Source organism: Tardiphaga sp. 709, from assembly GCF_032401055.1.
Taxonomy (GTDB): domain Bacteria; phylum Pseudomonadota; class Alphaproteobacteria; order Rhizobiales; family Xanthobacteraceae; genus Tardiphaga.
The window spans coordinates 342,145-362,489 of record NZ_CP135529.1 but is presented as its reverse complement, the minus strand read 5'-3'; the positions used below and the strand labels follow the sequence as shown (position 1 = coordinate 362,489).

The 20,345-nt window shown below is 57.5% G+C and carries 21 protein-coding genes; 20 read left to right on the top strand and 1 reads right to left on the bottom strand.

Translation table 11 applies throughout. From position 1 onward, the window contains the following. The first annotated feature begins 114 nt into the window (after positions 1-114). The 20 genes from RSO67_RS01860 (at position 115) to RSO67_RS01765 (ending at position 19,501) form a co-directional block, all read left to right on the top strand. A complete protein-coding gene (locus RSO67_RS01860) occupies positions 115-1,449 on the top strand; it encodes a hypothetical protein (protein WP_315842103.1) in 1,335 nt (444 codons plus the stop codon). A 53-nt stretch (positions 1,450-1,502) separates the two neighbouring features. Then, the gene (locus RSO67_RS01855) at positions 1,503-1,850 is read left to right on the top strand and encodes a hypothetical protein (RefSeq protein WP_315842102.1); all 348 of its coding nucleotides are present in this window, start codon (positions 1,503-1,505) and stop codon (positions 1,848-1,850) included. Between the two features lie 62 nt (positions 1,851-1,912). Then, positions 1,913-2,230 carry a hypothetical protein gene (locus RSO67_RS01850; protein ID WP_315842101.1) on the top strand — a complete coding sequence of 106 codons (318 nt, stop codon included), beginning with the start codon at positions 1,913-1,915 and terminating at the stop codon, positions 2,228-2,230. A gap of 2 nt (positions 2,231-2,232) precedes the next feature. Next, entirely contained in the window at positions 2,233-4,629 is a 2,397-nt protein-coding gene (locus RSO67_RS01845; RefSeq protein WP_315842100.1) for a hypothetical protein, read from the top strand. Then, entirely contained in the window at positions 4,626-5,114 is a 489-nt protein-coding gene (locus tag RSO67_RS01840; RefSeq protein WP_315842099.1) for a hypothetical protein, read from the top strand. Before RSO67_RS01845 ends, RSO67_RS01840 begins: the two co-directional genes overlap by 4 nt. 142 nt (positions 5,115-5,256) lie before the next feature. Next, positions 5,257-5,574 (top strand): hypothetical protein, encoded by a 318-nt coding sequence (locus RSO67_RS01835; RefSeq protein ID WP_315842098.1) that lies wholly within the window; start codon positions 5,257-5,259, stop codon positions 5,572-5,574. Beyond that, entirely contained in the window at positions 5,574-6,635 is a 1,062-nt protein-coding gene (locus RSO67_RS01830; protein ID WP_315842097.1) for a hypothetical protein, read from the top strand. The genes RSO67_RS01835 and RSO67_RS01830 overlap by 1 nt, the downstream gene beginning before the upstream one ends. Before the next feature lie 18 nt (positions 6,636-6,653). Then, positions 6,654-7,661 carry a phage major capsid protein gene (locus RSO67_RS01825; RefSeq protein WP_315842096.1) on the top strand — a complete coding sequence of 336 codons (1,008 nt, stop codon included), beginning with the start codon at positions 6,654-6,656 and terminating at the stop codon, positions 7,659-7,661. A 13-nt stretch (positions 7,662-7,674) separates the two neighbouring features. Beyond that, positions 7,675-8,193, top strand: a complete 519-nt coding sequence (locus RSO67_RS01820; RefSeq protein ID WP_315842095.1) for a hypothetical protein — start codon at positions 7,675-7,677, stop codon at positions 8,191-8,193. A gap of 63 nt (positions 8,194-8,256) precedes the next feature. Beyond that, positions 8,257-8,826 (top strand): hypothetical protein, encoded by a 570-nt coding sequence (locus tag RSO67_RS01815; protein ID WP_315842094.1) that lies wholly within the window; start codon positions 8,257-8,259, stop codon positions 8,824-8,826. Positions 8,827-8,828: 2 nt separating this feature from the next. Further along, the gene (locus tag RSO67_RS01810; RefSeq protein WP_315842093.1) at positions 8,829-9,206 is read left to right on the top strand and encodes a hypothetical protein; all 378 of its coding nucleotides are present in this window, start codon (positions 8,829-8,831) and stop codon (positions 9,204-9,206) included. Continuing rightward, positions 9,206-10,138 (top strand): hypothetical protein, encoded by a 933-nt coding sequence (locus tag RSO67_RS01805; RefSeq protein WP_315842092.1) that lies wholly within the window; start codon positions 9,206-9,208, stop codon positions 10,136-10,138. Before RSO67_RS01810 ends, RSO67_RS01805 begins: the two co-directional genes overlap by 1 nt. Next, entirely contained in the window at positions 10,135-11,760 is a 1,626-nt protein-coding gene (locus tag RSO67_RS01800) for a hypothetical protein (protein ID WP_315842091.1), read from the top strand. Before RSO67_RS01805 ends, RSO67_RS01800 begins: the two co-directional genes overlap by 4 nt. Continuing rightward, the gene (locus RSO67_RS01795) at positions 11,757-12,173 is read left to right on the top strand and encodes a hypothetical protein (RefSeq protein ID WP_315842090.1); all 417 of its coding nucleotides are present in this window, start codon (positions 11,757-11,759) and stop codon (positions 12,171-12,173) included. The genes RSO67_RS01800 and RSO67_RS01795 overlap by 4 nt, the downstream gene beginning before the upstream one ends. Further along, on the top strand, positions 12,174-13,175 hold the full coding sequence (locus RSO67_RS01790) for a tail fiber domain-containing protein (protein WP_315842089.1): 1,002 nt from the start codon (positions 12,174-12,176) through the stop codon (positions 13,173-13,175). Further along, complete coding sequence (locus RSO67_RS01785; protein WP_315842088.1) at positions 13,175-15,055, top strand: cell wall hydrolase; 1,881 nt, start codon at positions 13,175-13,177, stop codon at positions 15,053-15,055. The genes RSO67_RS01790 and RSO67_RS01785 overlap by 1 nt, the downstream gene beginning before the upstream one ends. Then, positions 15,055-16,512 (top strand): hypothetical protein, encoded by a 1,458-nt coding sequence (locus RSO67_RS01780; protein ID WP_315842087.1) that lies wholly within the window; start codon positions 15,055-15,057, stop codon positions 16,510-16,512. Before RSO67_RS01785 ends, RSO67_RS01780 begins: the two co-directional genes overlap by 1 nt. A 66-nt stretch (positions 16,513-16,578) precedes the next feature. Next, entirely contained in the window at positions 16,579-17,433 is an 855-nt protein-coding gene (locus RSO67_RS01775) for a phage tail protein (RefSeq protein ID WP_315842086.1), read from the top strand. A 9-nt stretch (positions 17,434-17,442) separates the two neighbouring features. Further along, on the top strand, positions 17,443-17,883 hold the full coding sequence (locus RSO67_RS01770) for a hypothetical protein (RefSeq protein WP_315842085.1): 441 nt from the start codon (positions 17,443-17,445) through the stop codon (positions 17,881-17,883). Next, on the top strand, positions 17,876-19,501 hold the full coding sequence (locus RSO67_RS01765) for a hypothetical protein (protein ID WP_315842084.1): 1,626 nt from the start codon (positions 17,876-17,878) through the stop codon (positions 19,499-19,501). The genes RSO67_RS01770 and RSO67_RS01765 overlap by 8 nt, the downstream gene beginning before the upstream one ends. Here RSO67_RS01765 and RSO67_RS01760 read toward each other — a convergent pair. Continuing rightward, positions 19,498-20,238 (bottom strand): WbqC family protein, encoded by a 741-nt coding sequence (locus RSO67_RS01760; protein ID WP_315842083.1) that lies wholly within the window; start codon positions 20,236-20,238, stop codon positions 19,498-19,500. The genes RSO67_RS01765 and RSO67_RS01760 overlap by 4 nt on opposite strands. Positions 20,239-20,345 lie beyond the last annotated feature (107 nt).

Here is a 20,345-nt window from a genome sequence, read left to right as displayed (position 1 = left end):
AAATACCAAATGCCGGCATGGTCGGCATGGGAACGTGGGGTAAAGCGGTCGAGCCTTTGGTGGCATCGTAGAGCTGGCAAGGATGAGCTTAGTTTGCATAAGGCCTGTGTTGCCATGCACCCTGATCCGTCCAATCCAAGCCCGAATATGCGGATCGGCAACTACTGGCACTGCCTGCCGGAATATACCCAGGCCCGGAAGGCGATCTGGACTGCAATCAATCCGCATAGCGGCAAGCTGAGAATTGACGAGGCTTTTCCTCACGAATTGAGGGAAAATACCCGTAACGACGATATGTCTATCACGTTCAAGTCGGGAGCATCTTGGCGTGTCGTTGGATCGGACAACCCCAATAGCCTTGTGGGCGCGACACCTTTTGGCATCGTCTTCTCTGAATGGGCGCTTTCCAATCCCTCCTCGTGGGGATACCTGCAGCCCATGCTTCTCGAAAACGGGGGCTGGGCAGATTTCATCACCACCCCGCGTGGCAAGAACCACGCCCACGACATGCACACCGCAGCCAAGATCAACAAGAACTGGTTCTGCGAAACCCTGACGATTGATGATACGGGGATGATCTCCCCAGAGCAGCTTGCAGAGGTGAGGGTCGATTATACGGCGCTGTACGGAGCCGATGCCGCTGAAGCCCTGATCCAGCAGGAATACTATTGCTCAGCCGATGCAGCCATTCTTGGCGCTTACTGGGGCAAGGAGCTTGCACAGGCGACGCGGGAAGGGCGCATCAGACCGCTTGAGCCGATCAAGGGCTATCCGCTTCACACCGCGTGGGATCTTGGGATTCGGGATTCCAACGTCATCTGGTTCTTCCAGGTAGTGCCTGGGACGAAGGGCTATTCGCATGTCCTGGTTCTGGGATGCTACGCCGCTTCTAATTATGGCATTGGGCATCATGCTGAGGTCGTCAAGGAGTATGCGGCTCGTCTAGGCCTGCAACGGGGCGACGATTATGTCCCCCATGACGGGCGTCAACGCGAGATGGGGGTCTGGAACAACAACCCGCTCGATCCGAAGTATGGGGAAGCCAAGCAGCGCATCGAGGTCATGATCGAATGCGGGCTGAACCCGAAGAAGGTTATGGACCATGCGCTGATGGACGGAATTTCAGCCGTTCGCCAGATTCTCCCGCGCTGCTACATCGACGAAAGCCGGTGCAATGACAACGCGGTCGAGGGTCTGAGGCAGTATCAGACCGAGTGGGACGACGAGAAGAAGATCTTCTCGGACAAGCCGCTACACAATTGGGCCAGCCACTATGCGGACGGCTTTCGAACGTTGGCGATGGCGGTCAAGAGCGTTGATATTGAATATCCTCGTCAGCCTGATCGGGCTCTGGTGGTTGGTAGCCAGCCTGTACCGGGCATGCAGTTGCCGACGTATGCGGATCTAGCCGACTTGGCTGATCGTGAGCCGCGTCGACAGAGAATTTGAACTTTCGATTCATGACCGCGTTGTGAGGCATCTACCCTCACAGGAGAATGGTCATGACGGTATCTAGCGCGAAGAACGAACCGAAGGACATCAAGCCTCCGGTCGAGCGTAAGGAGCAGGACTGGAAGTCTCCCGGTACTGCTGATGCCAACAACGTTCCAAGGGCTGACGAGTCGGCCATCGGTTCGCCTGACGTGTTTCTGAAGGACGCTCACAAGGACACCGAGCGCACGAAGGTCTACCAGGTCTGGGCGGATGGCGCCAAGCGCGGATATGTCGTGCATGACGCGTCCATGGCGACATCGAAGGTCGGCTACTTCGAATTGGCTGAAGGCATGAACAAGGCCGAGGCTGACGAGGCACTGGCCCACGCATATGACAACACGGCGGTTGCCGTCTGAACTGACGACATCTTGGCCTAACTGACCCGCCCTTGTGGCGGGTTTTTCTTTGAGGATTTCAAATGCTCAATCCCTTCTCTCCCAAAACGGTTGGGACGGTCAGCATTACGTCTGCTGTGACGAGTGCGCGTGTGGCATTGGTGCCGCTCGGAGCCAACCAGTGTCGGATCAAGAATCTAGATGCGACGAACATTGCATATGTGGTGTTCGGGGACTCGACGGTTGCGGCCACGGTGCCGGCCGGAGCGACGCCCGGCAGCTTTCCGGTTGGGCCGAATGAGTCGATCATCGTCTCGATCAGCCCTGTCGTAACTCACGCCGCGGCGATCTGCTCCGCGGGTACGCCCATCGTCATGTTTACGTCGGGCAACGGCGAATAGTAGTGGCCGAAGAAGCCCAGACCGGACCCGACGCCAATCCGGAGCAGAAGAACGACGCGGCCTTTGTCACGTACTGGATGGCGCAGCTTGACGCCTACCGGGATGACTTCAAGGACTGGGAATCGCGCTGCAAAAAGATTGTGCGGCGTTACCGTGATGAGCGAACGGAGAAATCAGACGGTTCGGTAGGTGGCTCTCGCTTCAATGCGCTGTGGTCGAACATCCAGACGCTTTTGCCGGCCATTTACATCAAGGCGCCCCAGCCGGTAGCCGAGCGTCGTTTTCTCGACAAGGACCCGCTGGCTCGGCTCGCATCGATGACCCTGGAGCGGTCGATCGAGGTCCAGATCGAAGTCGGCAAGATGCACAAGGCCATGAAGAAGGTCGTGCTGGATTATTTGCTGTGCGGTCGTGGGTCGATGTGGGAGCGCTACGAGCCCACCTATGGCGATCCGGTTGACCTGGGCGACGATGAGCAAGGAGATGAAGCGCCGCGTCCTGTGACCTATGAGAAGGTCTGCACGGACTATGTGGCGTGGAATCGCTTCCGGCATTCACCCGCTCCCATTTGGGAGGAAGTGTGGTGGGTCGCCAAAGAGGAAATGCTGACCCGCAAGGAATTGCGGGCGCGGTTCAAGGCGACTGACAAGGAGACCGGCAAGCTTATTGCTGACCTCGTGCCGCTTCGAACCGGCGACAAGGACAGCGAGAACGACAAGGAGAAGAAGCGCAAGCAGCCGCGGGCTTGTGTCTGGGAAATCTGGAACAAGACCGACCGGGAAGTGATCTTCATCGCTCCGGATTATCCGAATTCTGCCCTTGAGCGCACGGATGACCCGTTGAGCCTTGATGGGTTCTGGCCGTGCCCTGAGCCGCTGTATGCGACGACGACGAATGACACGCTCGTGCCGGTGCCTGATTACGTCGAGTATCAGGATCAGGCAGACGAGTTGGACAACCTTACGGCGCGCATCAAGGCGCTGACCGATGCCATTCGGGTCAATGGTGTTTACGACGCATCCTATCCGGAATTGAAGCGCATCCTCTCTGAGGGCGTCGATAACCGGATGATCGGCGTCAAGAATTATTCGGAGTTTGCGTCAAAGGGCGGCATTGAAGCCGCGATGGACTTCGTCCCGATCAAGGACGTGGTTGAAGCGCTGATCCGGCTCTATGAGGCCCGTGATCGCACCAAGGCCGATATGGCCGAGATTACCGGGCTGTCCGATATCGTTCGTGGGCAGGCGCAGGGCGGCACGAAGACGGCCACTGAGCAGAAGATTAAGGGCCAGTTTGCATCGCTTCGGTTGGAGGACCGCAAAAAGGAAGTGGCGCGGTTTGCCTGCGACGCAATCCGGATTGTCGCTGAGATCGTATCCGAGCAGTTTTCGCCGGAAATCCTCGCCGAAATGACGGGGATGCTGCCGTTTATTCAGGATGAAATCAGGTCTGAGCAACCACCTCAGCCTCCCATGATGGGCCACAATGGTGGACCTCCGCTCGACCCAGGTGTCTCACCTCCGCCTGGCGTTGGCGCTCCCGGCGTCATCCCTCCCGCTGGCGCCGGGATGCAGCCAACTGCTCAGCCTCCTATCGAGGATCTGGCGCAGCAGAAGTTTATGGAGATCTGCTCGCTTCTGCGTGACGACAAGATGCGCACGTTTCGCATCGATATCGAGACAGACAGCACAATTGAGGTCGACAAGCAGGCCGCGAAGGATTCGGTCGTTGAGCTGTTTACTGCGGTTGGCGGCTTTTTGGAAAAGGCGCTGCCAATCGGTCAGGTCATGCCGCAGCTCACGCCGGCACTTGGTCAGTCCATCCTATTCGCATTCCGAAGGTTTGGGGCAGGGCGTGATGTTGAGGGCGTCTGGGAGCAGGCAATCGACAAGCTGACGCAGATGTCGAAGAACCCGCCGCCGAAGCCACCTAGCCCGGAAGAGATCAAGGCAAAGACGGAAGCGGACGCGCAAGCTGCAGAAACGCAGCGCGACCAGATGCGTTTCCAGATGGAGCAGCAGGCCGCTGATCAGCAGTCGCAGCGTGATCAGCAAGCCCAAGAATTTGAGATGGCCATCAAGGAACGAGAGTTCCAACTCAAAGAGCGCGAAATGCAGATGAACCTGCAGTTCAAGGAGCGCGAGATGGCGCTGAAGGCTCAAGAGCAAGAAATGTCATTGGCTGCCAAACAGCGTGAGACGGAAATGAATGTAGCGGCCAAGGAACGCGATCATCAGTTGGATGCTGAAGCATCGATCCGTGACCATGAACTGTCCGAAGCCGCCGCAGAGCGTGAAGCGCAGGCTGGTGAGCATGAATTCGAACTCAGCCAAAAGGTTCGTGAAGCCAAGGCCAAAGAGGCCATGAAGCCTAAACCCAAGCCCAGAGGTGGGAAATGACACTTCTTGTTCCAAAATCCATGATCGGCGACAGCGATTTCGCAGCCATGGTGGAAACGCACCGACAGAACATGACTGATCACACTTTGACAGTTGGCATACCTCAGCCGACCGCCCCAATACTTGTTGAACAGGCTGTTATTCGCGTGCCGCAGGGTGATGGATTGCCGGATCTGTTCGTCGCCGACTTTGAAATAGTCGACGACACACCACCTCCGACGCCTGAGCCAACATTGGAAGAGCGCAGGGCAGTCGAGATCATGAAATCGCGCCAGCAGGAGCAGGCGGATATCGCATCCATTATGCCGGCCGGCAGGCTTCGCCTGTTCCAGATGGATGTGAACGCAGCAATGGTTGTGCCCGAAGCCGACCGTTCCCCTCAGCAGATCGAGTTGATGCAACGCTGGGCCGAGTACCAGGATCAGGTTCGTCAGGTCCAATACGAAGGCGCCAAGCGTGAGGCCGCAATCGAGGACATGACGTGAAGCTTAGCAAGTTTGAGCTTCAGGTTCTGATAAGGGCGCATCTGGAGCGGTCGTTAAATTGTACCGACATCGTCGCGGCTGTGCACGAGGCCCAGATGGTCAAGTACGCAAGAGCAATCGTTGCCATGCGGAAGATCAAGAAATGATCCGCGGCACCTTCGTCTATCGCAACGGCAAGATCGTTCCGAAGCACAAGGCAGCACCGAAATATCGCGGCGTTCACGTCATCTCCGATGATCTGGGTTCAGACCTTGAGCATCACGGGTACGCAGACGGACGTGCGACAGCGAGCAAATCGGTCTTTCGCAGGTGGACTAAGGAAGCCGGGCTTGTCGAGAAGGGCAATGATCGTGAGGCACCGCAACGTGCGGAAAGTCCCTCCGATCTGCGCCGCAACGTCCAGCAAGCAATTCAGATGGTGAACCAGGGCTATCGCCCGACAATCCGCAGGGAGTGGTAATGGCTGACGAGATCGAAGACGACAAGATCATTGAACAGGAAGTTGTTGAGCCGGTATCGGCACGGGATGAGATCAACAACGACGTTGTTAACGCAATTGCCTCCCTCAAGGGAGAGCCCGAAGTCCCAGAAGCGAAAGAGCCAGAAGCGAAGGACCTTGTTCGTGGTCCGGATGGCAAATTCGCACCCAAAGAAGCGACGCCGGCAGTAGCCGCCGCTGACCCGAAATTACCGCCCGCGGAAGATGTGGCCAAGGTAAACGAGCAGCCATCAACGGTTGCTGCAGTCCCTCCGGTCAGTTGGGCGGCTGATGCGAAGCAGGCTTGGGCTTCCATCCCTCCCGCTGTTCAACAGGCGGTCCTCAAGAGGGAGCAGGAAGCATCCAACGGCATTCGCCAGTATTCCGAGAAGACCGCTCGTTATGAGCAAGCACTTGCACCGGTTGCCCAAGCGGCTCAGGCGCGAGGAATGTCTGTCGATGACGGTATCAAACGCCTGATTGACGGAAATACGTTCCTCGAGACTAAGCCCGTCGAAGCGATCATGTGGCTCGCTCAGAAGAACGGTATCGATCTCGCAGAACTCGCATCAAACCCGCCTCAACAGGTCCGGACTGAGGAGCGTGGTCCGCAGGTTGTCCAAACCGATCCAGTTCTTGTCCAGCGTCTACAGCAGGTCGAATTCCGACAGAACTATTCAATCGCGCAACAGTTCGCGGCATCAAAACCGCACTACGCTATGGTTGAAGAGCATTTGCCGGCGGCAATCGTCGAAGTCAGGACTCTTGACCCGACCCTTGACGGATTCGATCTACTCGAAAAAGCCTATGAACGCGCTATCTGGCTCAACCCGGATATCCGCTCCCAGGTGACGGCTGCCGAAAACGCCAAAACCGCACAGACACAGGTTGCCAAGGTGCAGGAGAAATCCTCGCAGGCCTCCCGTGCGGCTGTCAGCGTCAAGGGCTCGTCTGCAGGGGCTCCAGCTCCGCGGCGTGTCGATAGTTCCGGTACGGTTCATGACGACGTGCGATCCGCCATCCAGCAGCTCAAGGCCGGCTGAGGCACATAGGAGCCAAACATGGCATCTCCGAATCCATCAGTTGACGACATCGTAGCCACGACGATTGAAAACCGGTCCAAGAAGGCCGCCGACAACGTCACCCGCAACAACGCGCTGCTGAACCGTCTGGCCAAGCAGGGCAACACCCGCGCCTATTCCCCGATCGATGGTGGCACTACCATCTGGGAGGAAATCGAATATGCGCTGAACGGCACCACCATGTGGTATTCGGGTTATGAGACCCTGAATATCGCGCCTCAGCAGATTTTTACCTCTGCCATCTTCCAGATCCGTCAGGCGGCTGTCGCCGTTTCGATCTCCGGTCTTGAAGAACTGCAGAATTCCGGTGAAGAGCGCATGATCGACCTTATCGGCGGTCGTGTGTCGAATGCTGAACGTTCGCTGGAATCGCTCATCGCGACGGGCATTTACTCGGACGGCACCACGCCGAAATCCATCGGCGGTCTGCAGCAGTTGATCTCCAAGACCCCGGCAACGGGCTCTGTTGGCGGCATCGACCCTGCAACGTGGGTGTTCTGGCGCAACATCGCCTTCTCGTCCGCAACCGATGGCGGCGCTCCCGCTACGGCTGCGAACATCAAGGGATACATGGACGCCGTTGCGAACCAGTTGGTCCGTGGCACCGACAAGGCGGATCTGATCCCAGCCGACAACAACTACTGGGAACTCTATAACCAGTCGTTGCAGGCCATTCAGCGTACCGAGCAGGTCAAGACGGGCGAAAGCGGCTTCGAATCTTTGAAGTATCGCTCGGCCGACGTGATCCTGGATGGTGGTTTCCAGGGCTACAGCACCGACCCGATCCCAGTTGGTGGCGTGCCTGTGAACACCATGTACTTCATCAACTCGCGTTACCTGAAGTATCGCCCCCATCGTGATCGGAACTTCAACGCCATCGGACCGAAGCGCATGAGCGTCAATCAGGACGCCAGCGTGAAGCTGATGGGTTGGGCCGGCAACATGACCATCTCGAACCGGCGCCTTCAGGGCGTGCTGGGCGCATAAGGAGAAATGAACAATGACGATTCCTTACGCAAACGGCGGCGGCCTCGGCGCGAACTACGCTCAGGTCTATTCCACCTCAAGCTCGCTCTATCCTTACGTGGGAGACATCCCATTCCAGGTAGGGCAGCTTTCCGAGGGCACTGACGGTTCCAAGTGGATCTTCGTCAAGTTCGGCACTGGCGGGGTCACTGGCCTCGGCTATGTCTGCACTTATGACGAGGACTTCCTGGCGGTCATGATGTCCAACTCGGTCGGCGGTCTTGGCGACAAGGTCGGCGTCGCGCCCGCCGCGGCGCTCATCAACCAGTACGGCTGGCTGCAGGTCTATGGCACTTGCGATGATATCCGCGTGTCCGCTTCGTGCGCGGCCAACGTGGTTCTGGCTTCGACGGTTACGGCCGGCGAGATCGACGACGCCGTTGCAACTCCGACCAAGAACATCACCGGCATCGTGCTTACGACCGCCCGTGCTGCTTCGGCCGGCAACGCACCTGGCGAACTGAACTGGCCGGTCATCGGCACCACGAACTAAGTCGTTCGGAACATCTACGGCCCGTCAGCATCCCGCTGGCGGGCTTTTTCTATGGAGGTTGATTTGGAATTCTCACCACAGGGATACACGCCGGATGGCATCGCCATGTTCGGCAAAGACGAGCAGTCGATGGTCCGGTTTTTCCGCCATCCGATGCTCAGCAAGATTCAGTCGGAGGAAAAGGGCCTGCCGGTTTATGTCGACGTGGACATGATCGAGGTCATTCAGCCCGGCGAGAAGGAGTCGATACAGGTTCTGGCCACGGAATGGCACAAGCGCCGCTTCCAGAAGCAGTGGCAGGCATTCCAGGACGGCATCGAGCAGACCGCAGTGGGTACACCGCTCGATCACCTGTTTCCGTCAGAGCCCGGCACGATCCTCACGCTCAAGTCGTTCAACATTCATACCGTCCAGCAGCTTGCTGGCCTGACTGACAGCGCGATCGGGAATCTCCCGATGGGCCGTCAGCTCGTCGATAAGGCCAAGGCCTATCTCGGTTCTGCGGATGGCGGCAGCGAATTCCACGCCATGCAACGGCGCATTGCCGAGCTGGAAGCGAAAGTGGCCGACCAGGCCGAGCACGTTCCCGAAAAACGCGGCCCCGGCCGTCCACCCAAAGCACAAGGAGAATAACGATGGCTCTCGCCAAAGACCTTATTCAGGTTGGAGTTGCAGATCAGGCGGCGACGCGGCTTGGTTATCAGTACGGCACCCTGACCAGCGCCGGCACGACCAGCGCAGACGCTGCTGCGTGTTCGGCAACGGCAACGCTGGTTGAAGTAACCGGCGCGGCCTCGTCTGGCATCAAGCTCTCGTCGGCTGCTGAAGTCGGTATGGACTTTGTCTATGCCAACACCAGCGCCAACGCGATCCTGATCTATCCGCCGACTGGTGGCCAAATCAATGGCGACACCGCGACGACCGGCACTGTTCCGCTCGCTGCTCGTGGCACCACGCGCTGCATCCGTACCGGTGTGAATACCTGGGCGGCCATCTGTGGGGCTGCCGGCTAATGAATATCCTGCAGATCGTCCAGACAGCAGCGAATGAGCTTGGGCTGGTATCGCCCACGACTCTTGTGAACTCGACGGATTTGCAGGTTATTCAGCTTCTTGCTTTGGCCAATCGCGACTGTACGTCTCTTTACCGAGACTACGATTGGACTGATCTCCAAGAAGAGCACATTGTCAACGTGGAGGCTCAGGCCGCTACGACGGGCGATGTAGCGTTGAACTCCGCTCTAATTCTGAACATCCCCTCAACAGCCGGCCTAGATACATCGTGGGCGGTGTCGGGCGAGGGTATGCCGCAGGCTCAGCGGATAGCGGAAGTTGTCGATGCGACCACGGTTCGCTGTGAGATGTTCTCGACGGCTACGGCTCTCGGCACGGAAATCCTGTTCGCTAAGGACACCTACGATCTTCCTACTGATTTTGATCGCTACATCGGTCAGACGTGGTGGGATCGCACCAACCACTGGCGTTTGATCGGGCCGGATAGCCCGCAGATGGATCAATATATCCGTTCCGGGATCTTTGCGACTGGACCGCGGCGCCGCTTCAGGCAGGTCGGCAGGAAGCCGAACGCATGGCGTATCTGGCCGCCTCCATTCGCTGGCGGTGCACCTGCGCCGGGCGCCCTTGTTTGGGAGTACATCTCCAAGAACTGGGTCCTGAAGGTTGACGGCACGACATCCGACCGGATGACGACAGACACCGACACGCCGTTGCTTGACGACCAACTCGTCATCATGGGTGTGAAATGGCGGATGTGGCAGATTAAGGGTTTCGAATATGCGGCCATGCAGCAAGAATACCTTGATGCTGTGAATGCGAAATTTGCCTCTGACGGCGGCATTCCTGATCTCTATCTAAATCAGCGCTCCGGGCCATTCTTGATCTCGAACGGGAATGTTCGTGACGGCAACTTCCCAGGCCCGACATGAGGGCCAGTTACGCTGCCGCCCGCACTGGTAAGGTACCAAGGCCGAAGGTAGCGCGCGGTGCGTCCATTCCTGCGCCTGTAGGCGGCTGGGACGCGATCTCCCCAATTGCCAATATGCCCCCCGATCGAGCGGTAACGCTTGATAATTGGTTTCCACAACCTGACTGGGTCGAGCTTCGAAAGGGCTTCGTTCGTCACGTCGACCTGATGTCAGGCGCACCGGTTGAGACTGTTGCCGCCTATGAGGGCGCATCGACGGACGATTTGTTCGCGGTGTCTGGCGGCAAGATCTACCTCGCCACTGCAACTCCAGCCTCTACCGCGGTAAGTGGGCTTGCGAACAGCAGGTTTCAATTTACGAATTTCGCCACGACAGGCGGCAACTTCCTCTACATGGTCAATGGTGCGGATGATCCGCAGTATTTCGACGGTACCACCTGGGCTGTTGCAGCGATTACGGGAGTAAGTGGGAGCGATCTTATCACCGTCACTCCGCATAAGGCACGGCTGTGGTTCTCCATCAACGGCACCAGCGACGCGGCATATCTCGGTGTGGACAGTATCCAGGGTGCGGCGACGGTCTTCCCTATCGGCGGCAATTGGTCGATGGGCGGCTATCTTATGCAGATTGCATCGTGGTCGCTCGACGGTGGCAATGGTCCGGACGACTATATCGCTTTCATTTCATCGCGTGGTCAGGTGTCGGTTTATAGCGGAACTGATCCGAACACGGATTTCACCTTGGTCGGCACTTATCTGATGGGGTCTCCTATCGGGCGCCGCTGCATTACCAAGGTCGGAGCAGACATTGCGATCATTTGTATCGATGGCTTGGTGCCGCTTTCGAAGGCGTTGATATTCGATCGCGCCGCGGTCACGCAGGTGACGCTGACCCGAAATATTCAGCGGGTGATGAACCAGTCGGCGCGGGATTATAAGAACAACTTCGGCTGGCAGATCATCGGATATCCACGGGGCACGAGGGCTATCCTCAACATTCCCGTGTCCGAGAACGGTGAACAGCAGCAATACGTCATGAATACTCTATCCGGTGCGTGGTGCCGATTCACAGGCATGAACGGGTCGTGCTGGGAGGTCTATCAGGACAACCTGTATTTTGGCGGGAATGACGGCGTTGTTTATGAGGCTGACCGGTCAGGGACTGACTACGGTCGCCGTCTAAGCGCCAACATGATGACTGCCTTTAATTACTACGGTAAGCGCGGCAACCAAAAGCGTTGGACGATGTGCCGGCCGCAGTTGACGACCGACAATCAGGTTAATCCCGGTCTAGCGTTCAATGTCGATTTCCAGGACTTTGCGCCGATCTCGGTTGCCAGCACGCCATCTTCGCAGACAGCGCTCTGGGACATTGCGCTCTGGGATGTCGGGCTATGGGCAGGGCAGGTTGTGACGCAGTCTAACTGGACCTCGGTAACAGGACTCGGTTACTGCGCCTCGATCCGGATGGCGATCGACATTGATAGCCCCGTTGCAGCCGGCGGTGCCGTGTGGGGCGTCGGCCTCTGGGGCGTCAATAAGTGGTCGTATTCGGACGGCGCTGAAGTCGTTCTTCGCGTCAACGGCTTTGATCTAAGCATGGAAGACGGGTCTATCGTATGATCCTCATCGGGCATGACCAATTCGTCGCTGAGTTTGTCTCGCGGATCACAGGGAAGCCATTCCACCCGCCTTTTACGGCTATCGGTATTGTCGATGAAGACGGGGTGATCACGGGTGGATACATTTTCACCGGATACAATGGTGACGGGATTGAGCTGTCGCTTGCTGGTAAGGGCGTTGTGCATCGGGACGGTTGGAGGGCTGTCCTCAGCTATGTGTTCGAGCAATTGAAGTGCTCACGGTTGCAGATGCACACTAGCATGAAGAACAAGACGGTGAAACGAAACCTCAGCAAGCTTTTCCCTAGGGGATTTGAAGGCATCGCCAAGCGCTTCTACGGGAAGCATGACGCCGTCTGCTTTGCCCTGACTGTCGATGAATTGAGCGATTTTCGCGCTCGGTGGAGACTATAAGTGGATACACCTCAAGCTCCTGCCGCACCAGATCCGGCCGCAACGGCTGCCGCTCAATCGGCTGCCAACAAGGATACTGCCATTGCGCAGTACGGCCTAAACGCAACCAATCAGAACACGCCGACGGGATCGCTCAGCTACAAGCAGATCGGAACGTGGTCCGACGGTACGCCGCGATATGAGGCTACGACCTCCCTTAATTCGGGTGAGCAGTCGGTCTATGACACCGGCCTTCAAACTCGTCAGAACGTTGCAGGGATTGGTCGCGACCAGAGCGCCCGCATTGCGTCGCTGCTCGGCACTCCGGTTGATCTCAGCAATGAAGCGACCGAATCCCGCCTTATGGAGTTGGGTTCCAAGCGGCTAGATCCGAGATTTGCGCGAGAAAGCGACGCCCTTGAGACGAACCTTATTAATCGTGGCATTCGGCCTGGCTCCAAAGCTTACGATACGATGCGAACACAGTTCGATCAGGGCAAGAACGACGCCTACAACCAGCTTCTGCTGACCGGTCGCGGGCAGGCTGTTCAAGAAGCGCTGACCGAGCGCAATCAGCCGATCAATGAAATCACGGCGCTGATGGGCAATTCCCAGGTCAGCCAGCCCAATTTCACCAGCACGCCGTCTCCGGGTGTCGCACCTACCGACGTTATCGGCGCTCAGCAGCAGTCCTTGAATCAGCAGAATGTCGGGTATCAGGGCGCTCTATCGCAGAACAATGCGATGATGAGTGGCTTGTTTGGGCTTGGTGGCGCAGGTCTCGGCGGATGGGCTCAGGGCGGCTTCAAGACCTCAGATGCCCGCGCGAAAGAGAACATTACTCGCGTTGGTCAGACCGATAAGGGCCTCCCGATCTACACCTATTCCTACAAGGGCAATGGCGGCCTGATGGAAATGGGCGTCATGGCGCAGGATCTGGTTGAGCGCGGGTCCGATGCTGTTGCCGTGCAGGACAATGGCCTGATGGCGGTTGATTATGGCCGCGTCGCGGAGGTCGCATAATGGTCGCCGATAGTGGGACGTATGACGAATCCACCATCATGCGTCGTCGTAAGGTCGCTGAGGCGATGCTTAACGATGGCATAAAGCCTCAGAAGATCGAGCATTGGACGCAGGGTCTCGCCCAACTTGCGCGCGCCGGCATTGGTGGCTACCTCACCAATCAGGCGGATGAGGAAAAGAAGGCGGAAGACTACAAGCAGACTGCTGACCTCTACCGATCCGCTGGGTTGCCTCCGCCTACGGCCCCAGAAGCTACTCCTTCAATCTTTTCCAGAATGGCGTCAGCGATGGGTGGCGGCGGTGAGCCCGCTCCAGTGACTCCGGCAGCGCCGGCAGCAGCCCCTCCGATGGGCACCTCGATCCCCCAGATTTCGGCCCAGCCTCCGGTCGCCCCATCTGGTCCCGGCAAGGTCTACACGAACGACGAGCCGTCTCCGCTCGACCCGCCGTCAGGCATCGACCGCAAGGCCATGATTGCGACCATCCTTGGTGAGGCCGGCAATCAAGGCCCGCAAGGCATGAATGCGGTCGGTAGTGTCATCCGTAATCGCGCCGTCAATGGCGGCTTCGGAGGCGATACCCCGACAGGTGTGGTCACTGCCAAGAACCAGTTCGAGCCGTGGAACACGGAAGCAGGCCGGTCAAAGATGTCAGCCGCTGCCGCCGATCCGAAACAGGCCGCAGCTGCTGAGCAGGCTATTGCCATGGCCTACGGCGAGGGCGGTCAGGCTCCAGTCGATCCGACCAACGGCGCCATGAATTTCATTGCTCCCAAGGCACAGGTTGCGCTTGGCCGCGACATGCCGAAATGGGCGCAGGGACCCGGTCAGGATATTGGCGATCACCGGTTCTTCGGCGGCAAGCCTCAAGATCCACAGGCGCCATATCAGGTGGCAGGTCCACCTACGGCAGCGCCTAGCGGTCCTCCTGCCATTGCTCAGGCCATGGGCGCACCTCCTGTGCAGCCTACTCAGCCTAGCGGCATCTTTGCGGGCGTTCCTCAAGACAAGATCCCCGGCATTCTTCAGGGTCTGACGAGCAAGAATCCAACCATGAAGGCGCTCGCGGTTCAGCAGCTTGGCCAGTTCAACAAAACGCCGGAATTTGGTTTCCAGACGCAGCCTGATGGGACGATCCTTCGAACTGATCCTCGCAAGGGCACCGTCGAGCCTGTCTACCAAGGAGCAACAAAGCCGACATTTGGCATTATCGGCGAATCCGAAGACGGCAAGAAAACGTATGGGTTCATCGATGCTGCGAAGGGGAAGGTAACTCCGCTAGAGCAGGCAAAACCGGGGGATGAACGCCCAACCGTGACAGGACCTGACGGCAAGGAAATCATTATTCCTAAGGGAGTTGACGTAAAGGCCTTCAAGACTGAGGTCTCTAAGGCCACGGCGGACGCCGCTACGGGCAAGAAGACGGAAGTGCAGGGCAACGCGGAGAACTTTGCGAACCGCATGGAAGATGCCGAAAAGAATTTCACGGGGCTCGAAGGGCAGGCTCTTGGGGTTAAGGGTGCCGCGCAGCAAATTCTCGGTAAAACTCCGGTCGTTGGTTCCGCCCTGCAAACGAGTGACTATCAGAAGATGGAGCAGGCGAAGAGCCAATTCATCACCGCAAAACTGCGGAAGGAATCCGGCGCAGCTATCGGTAAAGAAGAGTTCAAGCGTGAAGAGAAGGAGTTCTTTCCGCAGCCTGGAGACGGTCCAGAAGTCATCGCGCAGAAAGCCAATGCTCGTAGGGTTGCCATTGATGCCATCAAGAAAACCGCTGGACCTGGCTATAAACCCCCCGCAGAGGCGTCGAAGCAGCGCACGACGAAGAGCATTGGTGGTAAAAACTACTACCAAGAAAACGGCCAGTGGTTTGAAGAATAATGGCAACTCCAGTCACTGATCCCGCAGTTCTTGAGCAGCTAAACGGCGGCAGAAAGCCAGTCGCTGATCCAGCTTTGCTTGCCCAGCTAAACGGTGAGACAAAAGACGACGGCTTTGCGCTGTCAAAGACTGTGACTGATATCCCGCGCGAAATTGGCGCAACGGCTGATCGTAACCTGACGGCCATTGAGAGTGGCCTATCAAATCGCGGCTCCAAGGGGCCAATCGAAGGTCTTCTCAATACCGGTTCCGCGGTCATGGGCGGTCTTGGGTTGGCTGCTTCTCCCGTAGTTGGGGCCATCCGATCGGTAGGCGGCCACGGGCTTAGTTGGCTGACGCATAAGGCTGGAGAACTGATTGCTCCTGAGATCGCCGCAAAGGACGATCCGCAGAAGATGTATGAGACGGCTGCCAGCGATGTGGAGACATCTCTACTTGCAGCTAAACCCGGCGTCAAAGCGCCACCAGTCGTCGCCGCACCAACTGTAGCAGAATTGAAGGCAGCTTCTCGTGCGGCTTATCAGAGCCCGGAAATAGCCGCAGTGCGGGTTGATCCTCGATCGACCGCAAATCTTGCTACCAAGATTGAAAATGATCTCCTTCAGAAAGGTTTTCGTCAACGTAGCCAGCCTGAGGTTTTCGAGGAGATCAAGGCTCTAACCCCTCCCACTCTCACGCCAAAACAGATTGCGCAGGGCTATACCCTCCCGCCCGTCGAAATCGCAGACCTACACAGTTCGCAAAAGGCGCTTGGTCTCCTGGCTCGCGAACGTGACGCCGTGGGCGCTCCAACGCCTAAGGCCGCTGCCGCTGCCGAAGCGAAACGCGCGCTTGATGATTATCTGCCCAACATTCCTGCCTCTGATGTGCTTGCGGGAGACGCAGCCCGCGCGTCTGAAATCCTGAAGGAGGCGTCGTCAAATTGGGGCGCCGCCAAGCGAGGAGAGCAAGTAGATCTGCAGCTTACCCGTGCAGAACGGCAAGCAGCCAAATCCGGTATGGGTGGCAATGTCGAAAATGCCATGCGTCAGAAGATTGCGACCATCCTTGACAACCCAAAGCGAACGTCAGGTTTCAGCAAAGATGAAATCAAGGCGATGGAGGATATTGTCAGGGGTACTAAGACCCGCAACACGCTTAGGTCAGTTGGGAAGCTGGGTGTGGATGGCGGTCTGTCTCTCATGCTCAATACTGGTGCTGCTCTTGGGAGCGGGGGCGCTACAATTCCAGTCACCGTCATGGGAACCATTGCAAGGCTGATCGGCCAGAAATCAACAGCTAAGGCTGGCGCTGCATTGTCCGAACTCGTGAGGTCGCGTTCACCAATGGCTACAGGCAACAAAGGTGTTGCGGCTGTATCGCATGCGCTTTCACCGGCTCTCCCTTCTGCGCAGCTTTCAGCAATTCCGTATTCTTCTATCGCCAGCGCGATGATGGCTTCACCCCAGCGTCGATAACACACCCCACATTTTGACGATCACAGGCTCGCTTCACGCGGGCCTTTTTCTGTTTGGAGAGACCGCATGCCGCGAAACGGAGCAGGGGTATTCAACCTTGCGCAACCTGCTTTCCAGTCTCAGACGCCGATCTCGTCCTCGGCGGTCAATTCCGATCTATCGGATATCGCGGACGGCCTGACCGGATCGTTACCGAGGGACGGTCAAGGGGCGATGACTGCGGTGTTGCCGCTTGCGTCAACGGGCTTCAGCTACGCTGCCGACCCCAATACGGGCATGAGCCGGTCTGCTTCCGATGAGCAGGTCATTACGTGTGGCGGGACTGTCATTGCGCGGTTTTCCACGACCGGCGTGGATTTCACGGGCGCCGTTACTCAGAACGGAATCGTCCCCCTTCCTCCTGGTTTTATTGGTTTCACAGCAGGCGCAACAGCTCCAGCCGGCTGGTTGCTTCGTAACGGGCAAGCTGTATCCCGAACCACATATGCTGATCTTTTCACTGCTATCGGAACAACCTACGGGTCCGGTGATGGCTCGACGACCTTCAACGTCCCCAATACGCTTGGGCGCGTAGACGCCGGTATCGATGGCGGCTCTGGCAGGCTGTACGGGGCGGTGTTGGCTCAAGCGGTCGGCGGCCCGACGTATAACCTGACCATGTCTAACCTGCCGCCAATTACGCCCGCAGGTTCGGTATCTATCAGCGATCCTGGGCATTCTCATCAATATTCAACAAATACTAGCACTACGGCAGGTCCCGGTGGCGGCGGCGTTTTGATGCAAGGCCCTGGCCTATTCCAAACTGGCGTTGCCGGTACCGGAATCACTGCAGGCTTCACCGGTACCCCTACGGGCGGAAATAGTGCGGCATTCGCCATCGCCCAAGCCACAATGGCGATGACCCCAATCATCAAATTCTAGGATCGATAGATGCCACGTAACCCGACAACGGGCGTTTTCACGCGCGTCTCGAATTCGTTCTCTGATCCTATTTCAGGAACGGTCATCGATCCAAACGATGCAGCAGCATATTACGCTGACATCGACAATGGACTGACGAATGCGATGCCTAAGGAGCCGACAGTTTTGACGGCCAACGGTGCAATCTCGGCAGGCACCCCGGCGGCAGTAATTCAGAAAGCAGCGCCGAGCGCATCTGCATTCACCCTTCCATCTGTGACGCTGCAGAACGGCATCCCTTTGACAATCGTCGATTGGTCAACAGGCGTGACGGCTCACACGATCACGCTCACGCCTGCCGGCGCCGAGACAATCATGCAGGCGGCGACATTCACGGTTTACTCGAACTCAGCTCAGCTCGGTTCGGTCACGCTCTATCCCTCCACGACACTGAACGGGTGGTATGTCTAAAATGAAAATCCTTCGGTCTTTTGCGGTCGCTTCGGCGGCCTTTTTTATTGCCTGCAATCCTGTCTCTGCGCAGTGGCAGACACCTGATCACTCCGTCCCGATCGGCCGCGGGTCCGGCACGGGATTCAAATTCGCTGCGCCTGGTGTGGCTGGTCAAACGTTGGTCAGCAATGGCGCCTCGTCTGATCCTACCTTCCAGGCAATCGCGGGGCCTGCTTTCGGCACACAGTCTGCCAATACGGTCTTTTCCGGCCCGACTTCGGGCGGGGCTGCAAATCCGACATTCCGTGCGCTTGTCGGTGCTGATCTCCCGAACCCATCTGCTTCAACGCTCGGCGGTGTTCAGTCCCTCATATGCTCCGCAAACCAGTGGCTGAACACGATTTCAGTTTCTGGCGTTCCGGCGTGCGCGCAGCCAGCATTCTCGAACATCTCCGGCACGGCAGCAGCGACGCAAGGTGGTACGGGTCTCAGCACCTTTGCTATTGGCGATCTGCTGTACGCAGCGACGACTAGCACGCTCGCGCGGCTTGCCGACATAGCAACTGGTAATGTTCTCCGGTCTGGAGGCGTTGGCGTCGCGCCTGCATGGGGGAAGGTCGCTCTCGGGACTGACATTTCGGGAACGCTTCCTGCCACTAACTTCCCCGCCCTGACCGGCGATGTCACCACTTCAGCTGGCGCGCTGGCAACGACCCTTGCAACTGTGAATGCCAATGTCGGATCTTTCGGCAGCGCATCGGCAGTACCGAGTGTCACCGTCAATGCGAAGGGGTTGATCACCGCTGCTAGCTCGCAGGCTTATCAAAACGCCACTGCGGCTCAGAAGGGCATTGTCCAGGTAGACGGCACTACGATCACCGCATCTGGTGGCGTCATTACCGCAGTGGGCGCGGCAGCCACCAGCATTGGTGTGGGCACAACGACTATTGCTGGCGGCACTAGCGGACATGCTCTCTACAATAATGCGGGTGTACTAGGGTCGCGATCGGCTTTGCCAACTATTCAGCGTTTCCTTTCTGGAAGCGGGACATACACGACGCCTGCAGGATGTCTCTGGATTGAGGTGTTGCTGGTTGGCGGCGGCGGCGGCGGCGGTGGTGGCAACAACGGTACTCCCGCTACGAGCGGCGGCAACACTACATGGAATGCTACTGACTACGTAGCAGGTGGCGGTGCAGGTGGTGGTACGTCATCTGTGGTTACAGGCGGAGCCGTCTCTGGGACTCTCACTGCCAATGTCCTTATAGCAGGAGGTAGCGGCGGTTCGGTCGGACTGTATTCTACCTCAGGTGTTGCTTCTGCGGCAGGTGGATCAGGCGGCCCGTCTTCTCTTGGTGGCGCCGGCCCTGCTTCTGTCTTTGCCGGCGCTGGCAACGCTGCAGCTACGAATACAGGCTCTGGCGGCGGCGGGGGCGGCACCAATAACGCCGCCCTTATGAATGGTGGTTACGGGGGCGGTAGCGGAGCCACTCTCCGCTTTATCATCAACTCTCCCGGTGCGACATACGGTTACGCGGTGGGATCGGGTGGCGCAGGTGCAGCCGCTGGAACGAACGGTTTAGCTGGCGGCAATGGAGCCGCTGGACAAATCGTTGTCATCGAACACTATAACTAAGTAGTGGCGCCAATATACTGAATCGCAGCCCGGTGATCGAGAACGCTCTTAATGTTCACCGGGCCGATACTGAATAGCGCATCTATTATAGAGACCGCGTGGTCGAATTCACCGTGCAGCTGTTCGTATTGCGGATAACCGCTGTATTCCATCCACTCGGTTTTTATCCCCTCTGACGAGAAAAGTTTTTCGTCGAAGTATTCTTTAGCGGAGGGGCCGCTGAGATAGTGCGTGGCGCCAGCAGCTTTGGCTATGTGTAGTAATCGTTCTGTTTTTACACCGATCCCAGGGTAAGCATCATCACGGGTTACTTGCGTCTTCAGACCCAAGATACCAAGGATTTCACGCAGAAATAGCTCGTTTATTTCTGTCAAATGGGAAAGATTATCGGCGCGGTCGTAACAGGCCTTAATCTGCGGTCCCAAGGATGAGAAGAAAGGCGCCTTGCTGTAAGACATCTCAATTGAGCGCCAATGCTTCGCCGCCCATGGCTTCTCGATTTCAACGCTGTTGATTGGCTGGTCGAACTTGCCGCCCGTTCGGACTGGGATAGTCAACCAGATGGTGCCGCCGGGTGCCTTGATTCGATTTCGATTGTGCCAGTGCCGTCGTGCGTACTGAACGCTGTCGAAGATAACGTATTCATCACATCGGCCTATGAGATCGAAAAAACCCTTCCAGGAGATGTAAGCAGACTGGATTATCGCAAGACGTTTTTGTTGCGTTGTTGAACTCATAGCCGCCTCTGGTTCTGGTTACCGCAAACGTAGCCATACAACCTAAAATGTAAAGAACACCGCAGCAGCCTTCGGGCTGCTTTTTTGATTCCAGAACGCAATAGGAG

Bases quoted from the DNA above. Each gene is read 5' to 3' on its own strand.
- RSO67_RS01860 (WP_315842103.1), top strand. From the start codon at position 115: ATGCACCCTGATCCGTCCAATCCAAGCCCGAATATGCGGATCGGCAAC.
- RSO67_RS01855 (WP_315842102.1), top strand. From the start codon at position 1,503: ATGACGGTATCTAGCGCGAAGAACGAACCGAAGGACATCAAGCCTCCG.
- RSO67_RS01850 (WP_315842101.1), top strand. From the start codon at position 1,913: ATGCTCAATCCCTTCTCTCCCAAAACGGTTGGGACGGTCAGCATTACG.
- RSO67_RS01840 (WP_315842099.1), top strand. From the start codon at position 4,626: ATGACACTTCTTGTTCCAAAATCCATGATCGGCGACAGCGATTTCGCA.
- RSO67_RS01835 (WP_315842098.1), top strand. From the start codon at position 5,257: ATGATCCGCGGCACCTTCGTCTATCGCAACGGCAAGATCGTTCCGAAG.
- RSO67_RS01830 (WP_315842097.1), top strand. From the start codon at position 5,574: ATGGCTGACGAGATCGAAGACGACAAGATCATTGAACAGGAAGTTGTT.
- RSO67_RS01825 (WP_315842096.1), top strand. From the start codon at position 6,654: ATGGCATCTCCGAATCCATCAGTTGACGACATCGTAGCCACGACGATT.
- RSO67_RS01820 (WP_315842095.1), top strand. From the start codon at position 7,675: ATGACGATTCCTTACGCAAACGGCGGCGGCCTCGGCGCGAACTACGCT.
- RSO67_RS01810 (WP_315842093.1), top strand. From the start codon at position 8,829: ATGGCTCTCGCCAAAGACCTTATTCAGGTTGGAGTTGCAGATCAGGCG.
- RSO67_RS01805 (WP_315842092.1), top strand. From the start codon at position 9,206: ATGAATATCCTGCAGATCGTCCAGACAGCAGCGAATGAGCTTGGGCTG.
- RSO67_RS01800 (WP_315842091.1), top strand. From the start codon at position 10,135: ATGAGGGCCAGTTACGCTGCCGCCCGCACTGGTAAGGTACCAAGGCCG.
- RSO67_RS01795 (WP_315842090.1), top strand. From the start codon at position 11,757: ATGATCCTCATCGGGCATGACCAATTCGTCGCTGAGTTTGTCTCGCGG.
- RSO67_RS01785 (WP_315842088.1), top strand. From the start codon at position 13,175: ATGGTCGCCGATAGTGGGACGTATGACGAATCCACCATCATGCGTCGT.
- RSO67_RS01780 (WP_315842087.1), top strand. From the start codon at position 15,055: ATGGCAACTCCAGTCACTGATCCCGCAGTTCTTGAGCAGCTAAACGGC.
- RSO67_RS01775 (WP_315842086.1), top strand. From the start codon at position 16,579: ATGCCGCGAAACGGAGCAGGGGTATTCAACCTTGCGCAACCTGCTTTC.
- RSO67_RS01770 (WP_315842085.1), top strand. From the start codon at position 17,443: ATGCCACGTAACCCGACAACGGGCGTTTTCACGCGCGTCTCGAATTCG.
- RSO67_RS01765 (WP_315842084.1), top strand. From the start codon at position 17,876: ATGTCTAAAATGAAAATCCTTCGGTCTTTTGCGGTCGCTTCGGCGGCC.
- RSO67_RS01760 (WP_315842083.1), bottom strand. From the start codon at position 20,238: ATGAGTTCAACAACGCAACAAAAACGTCTTGCGATAATCCAGTCTGCT.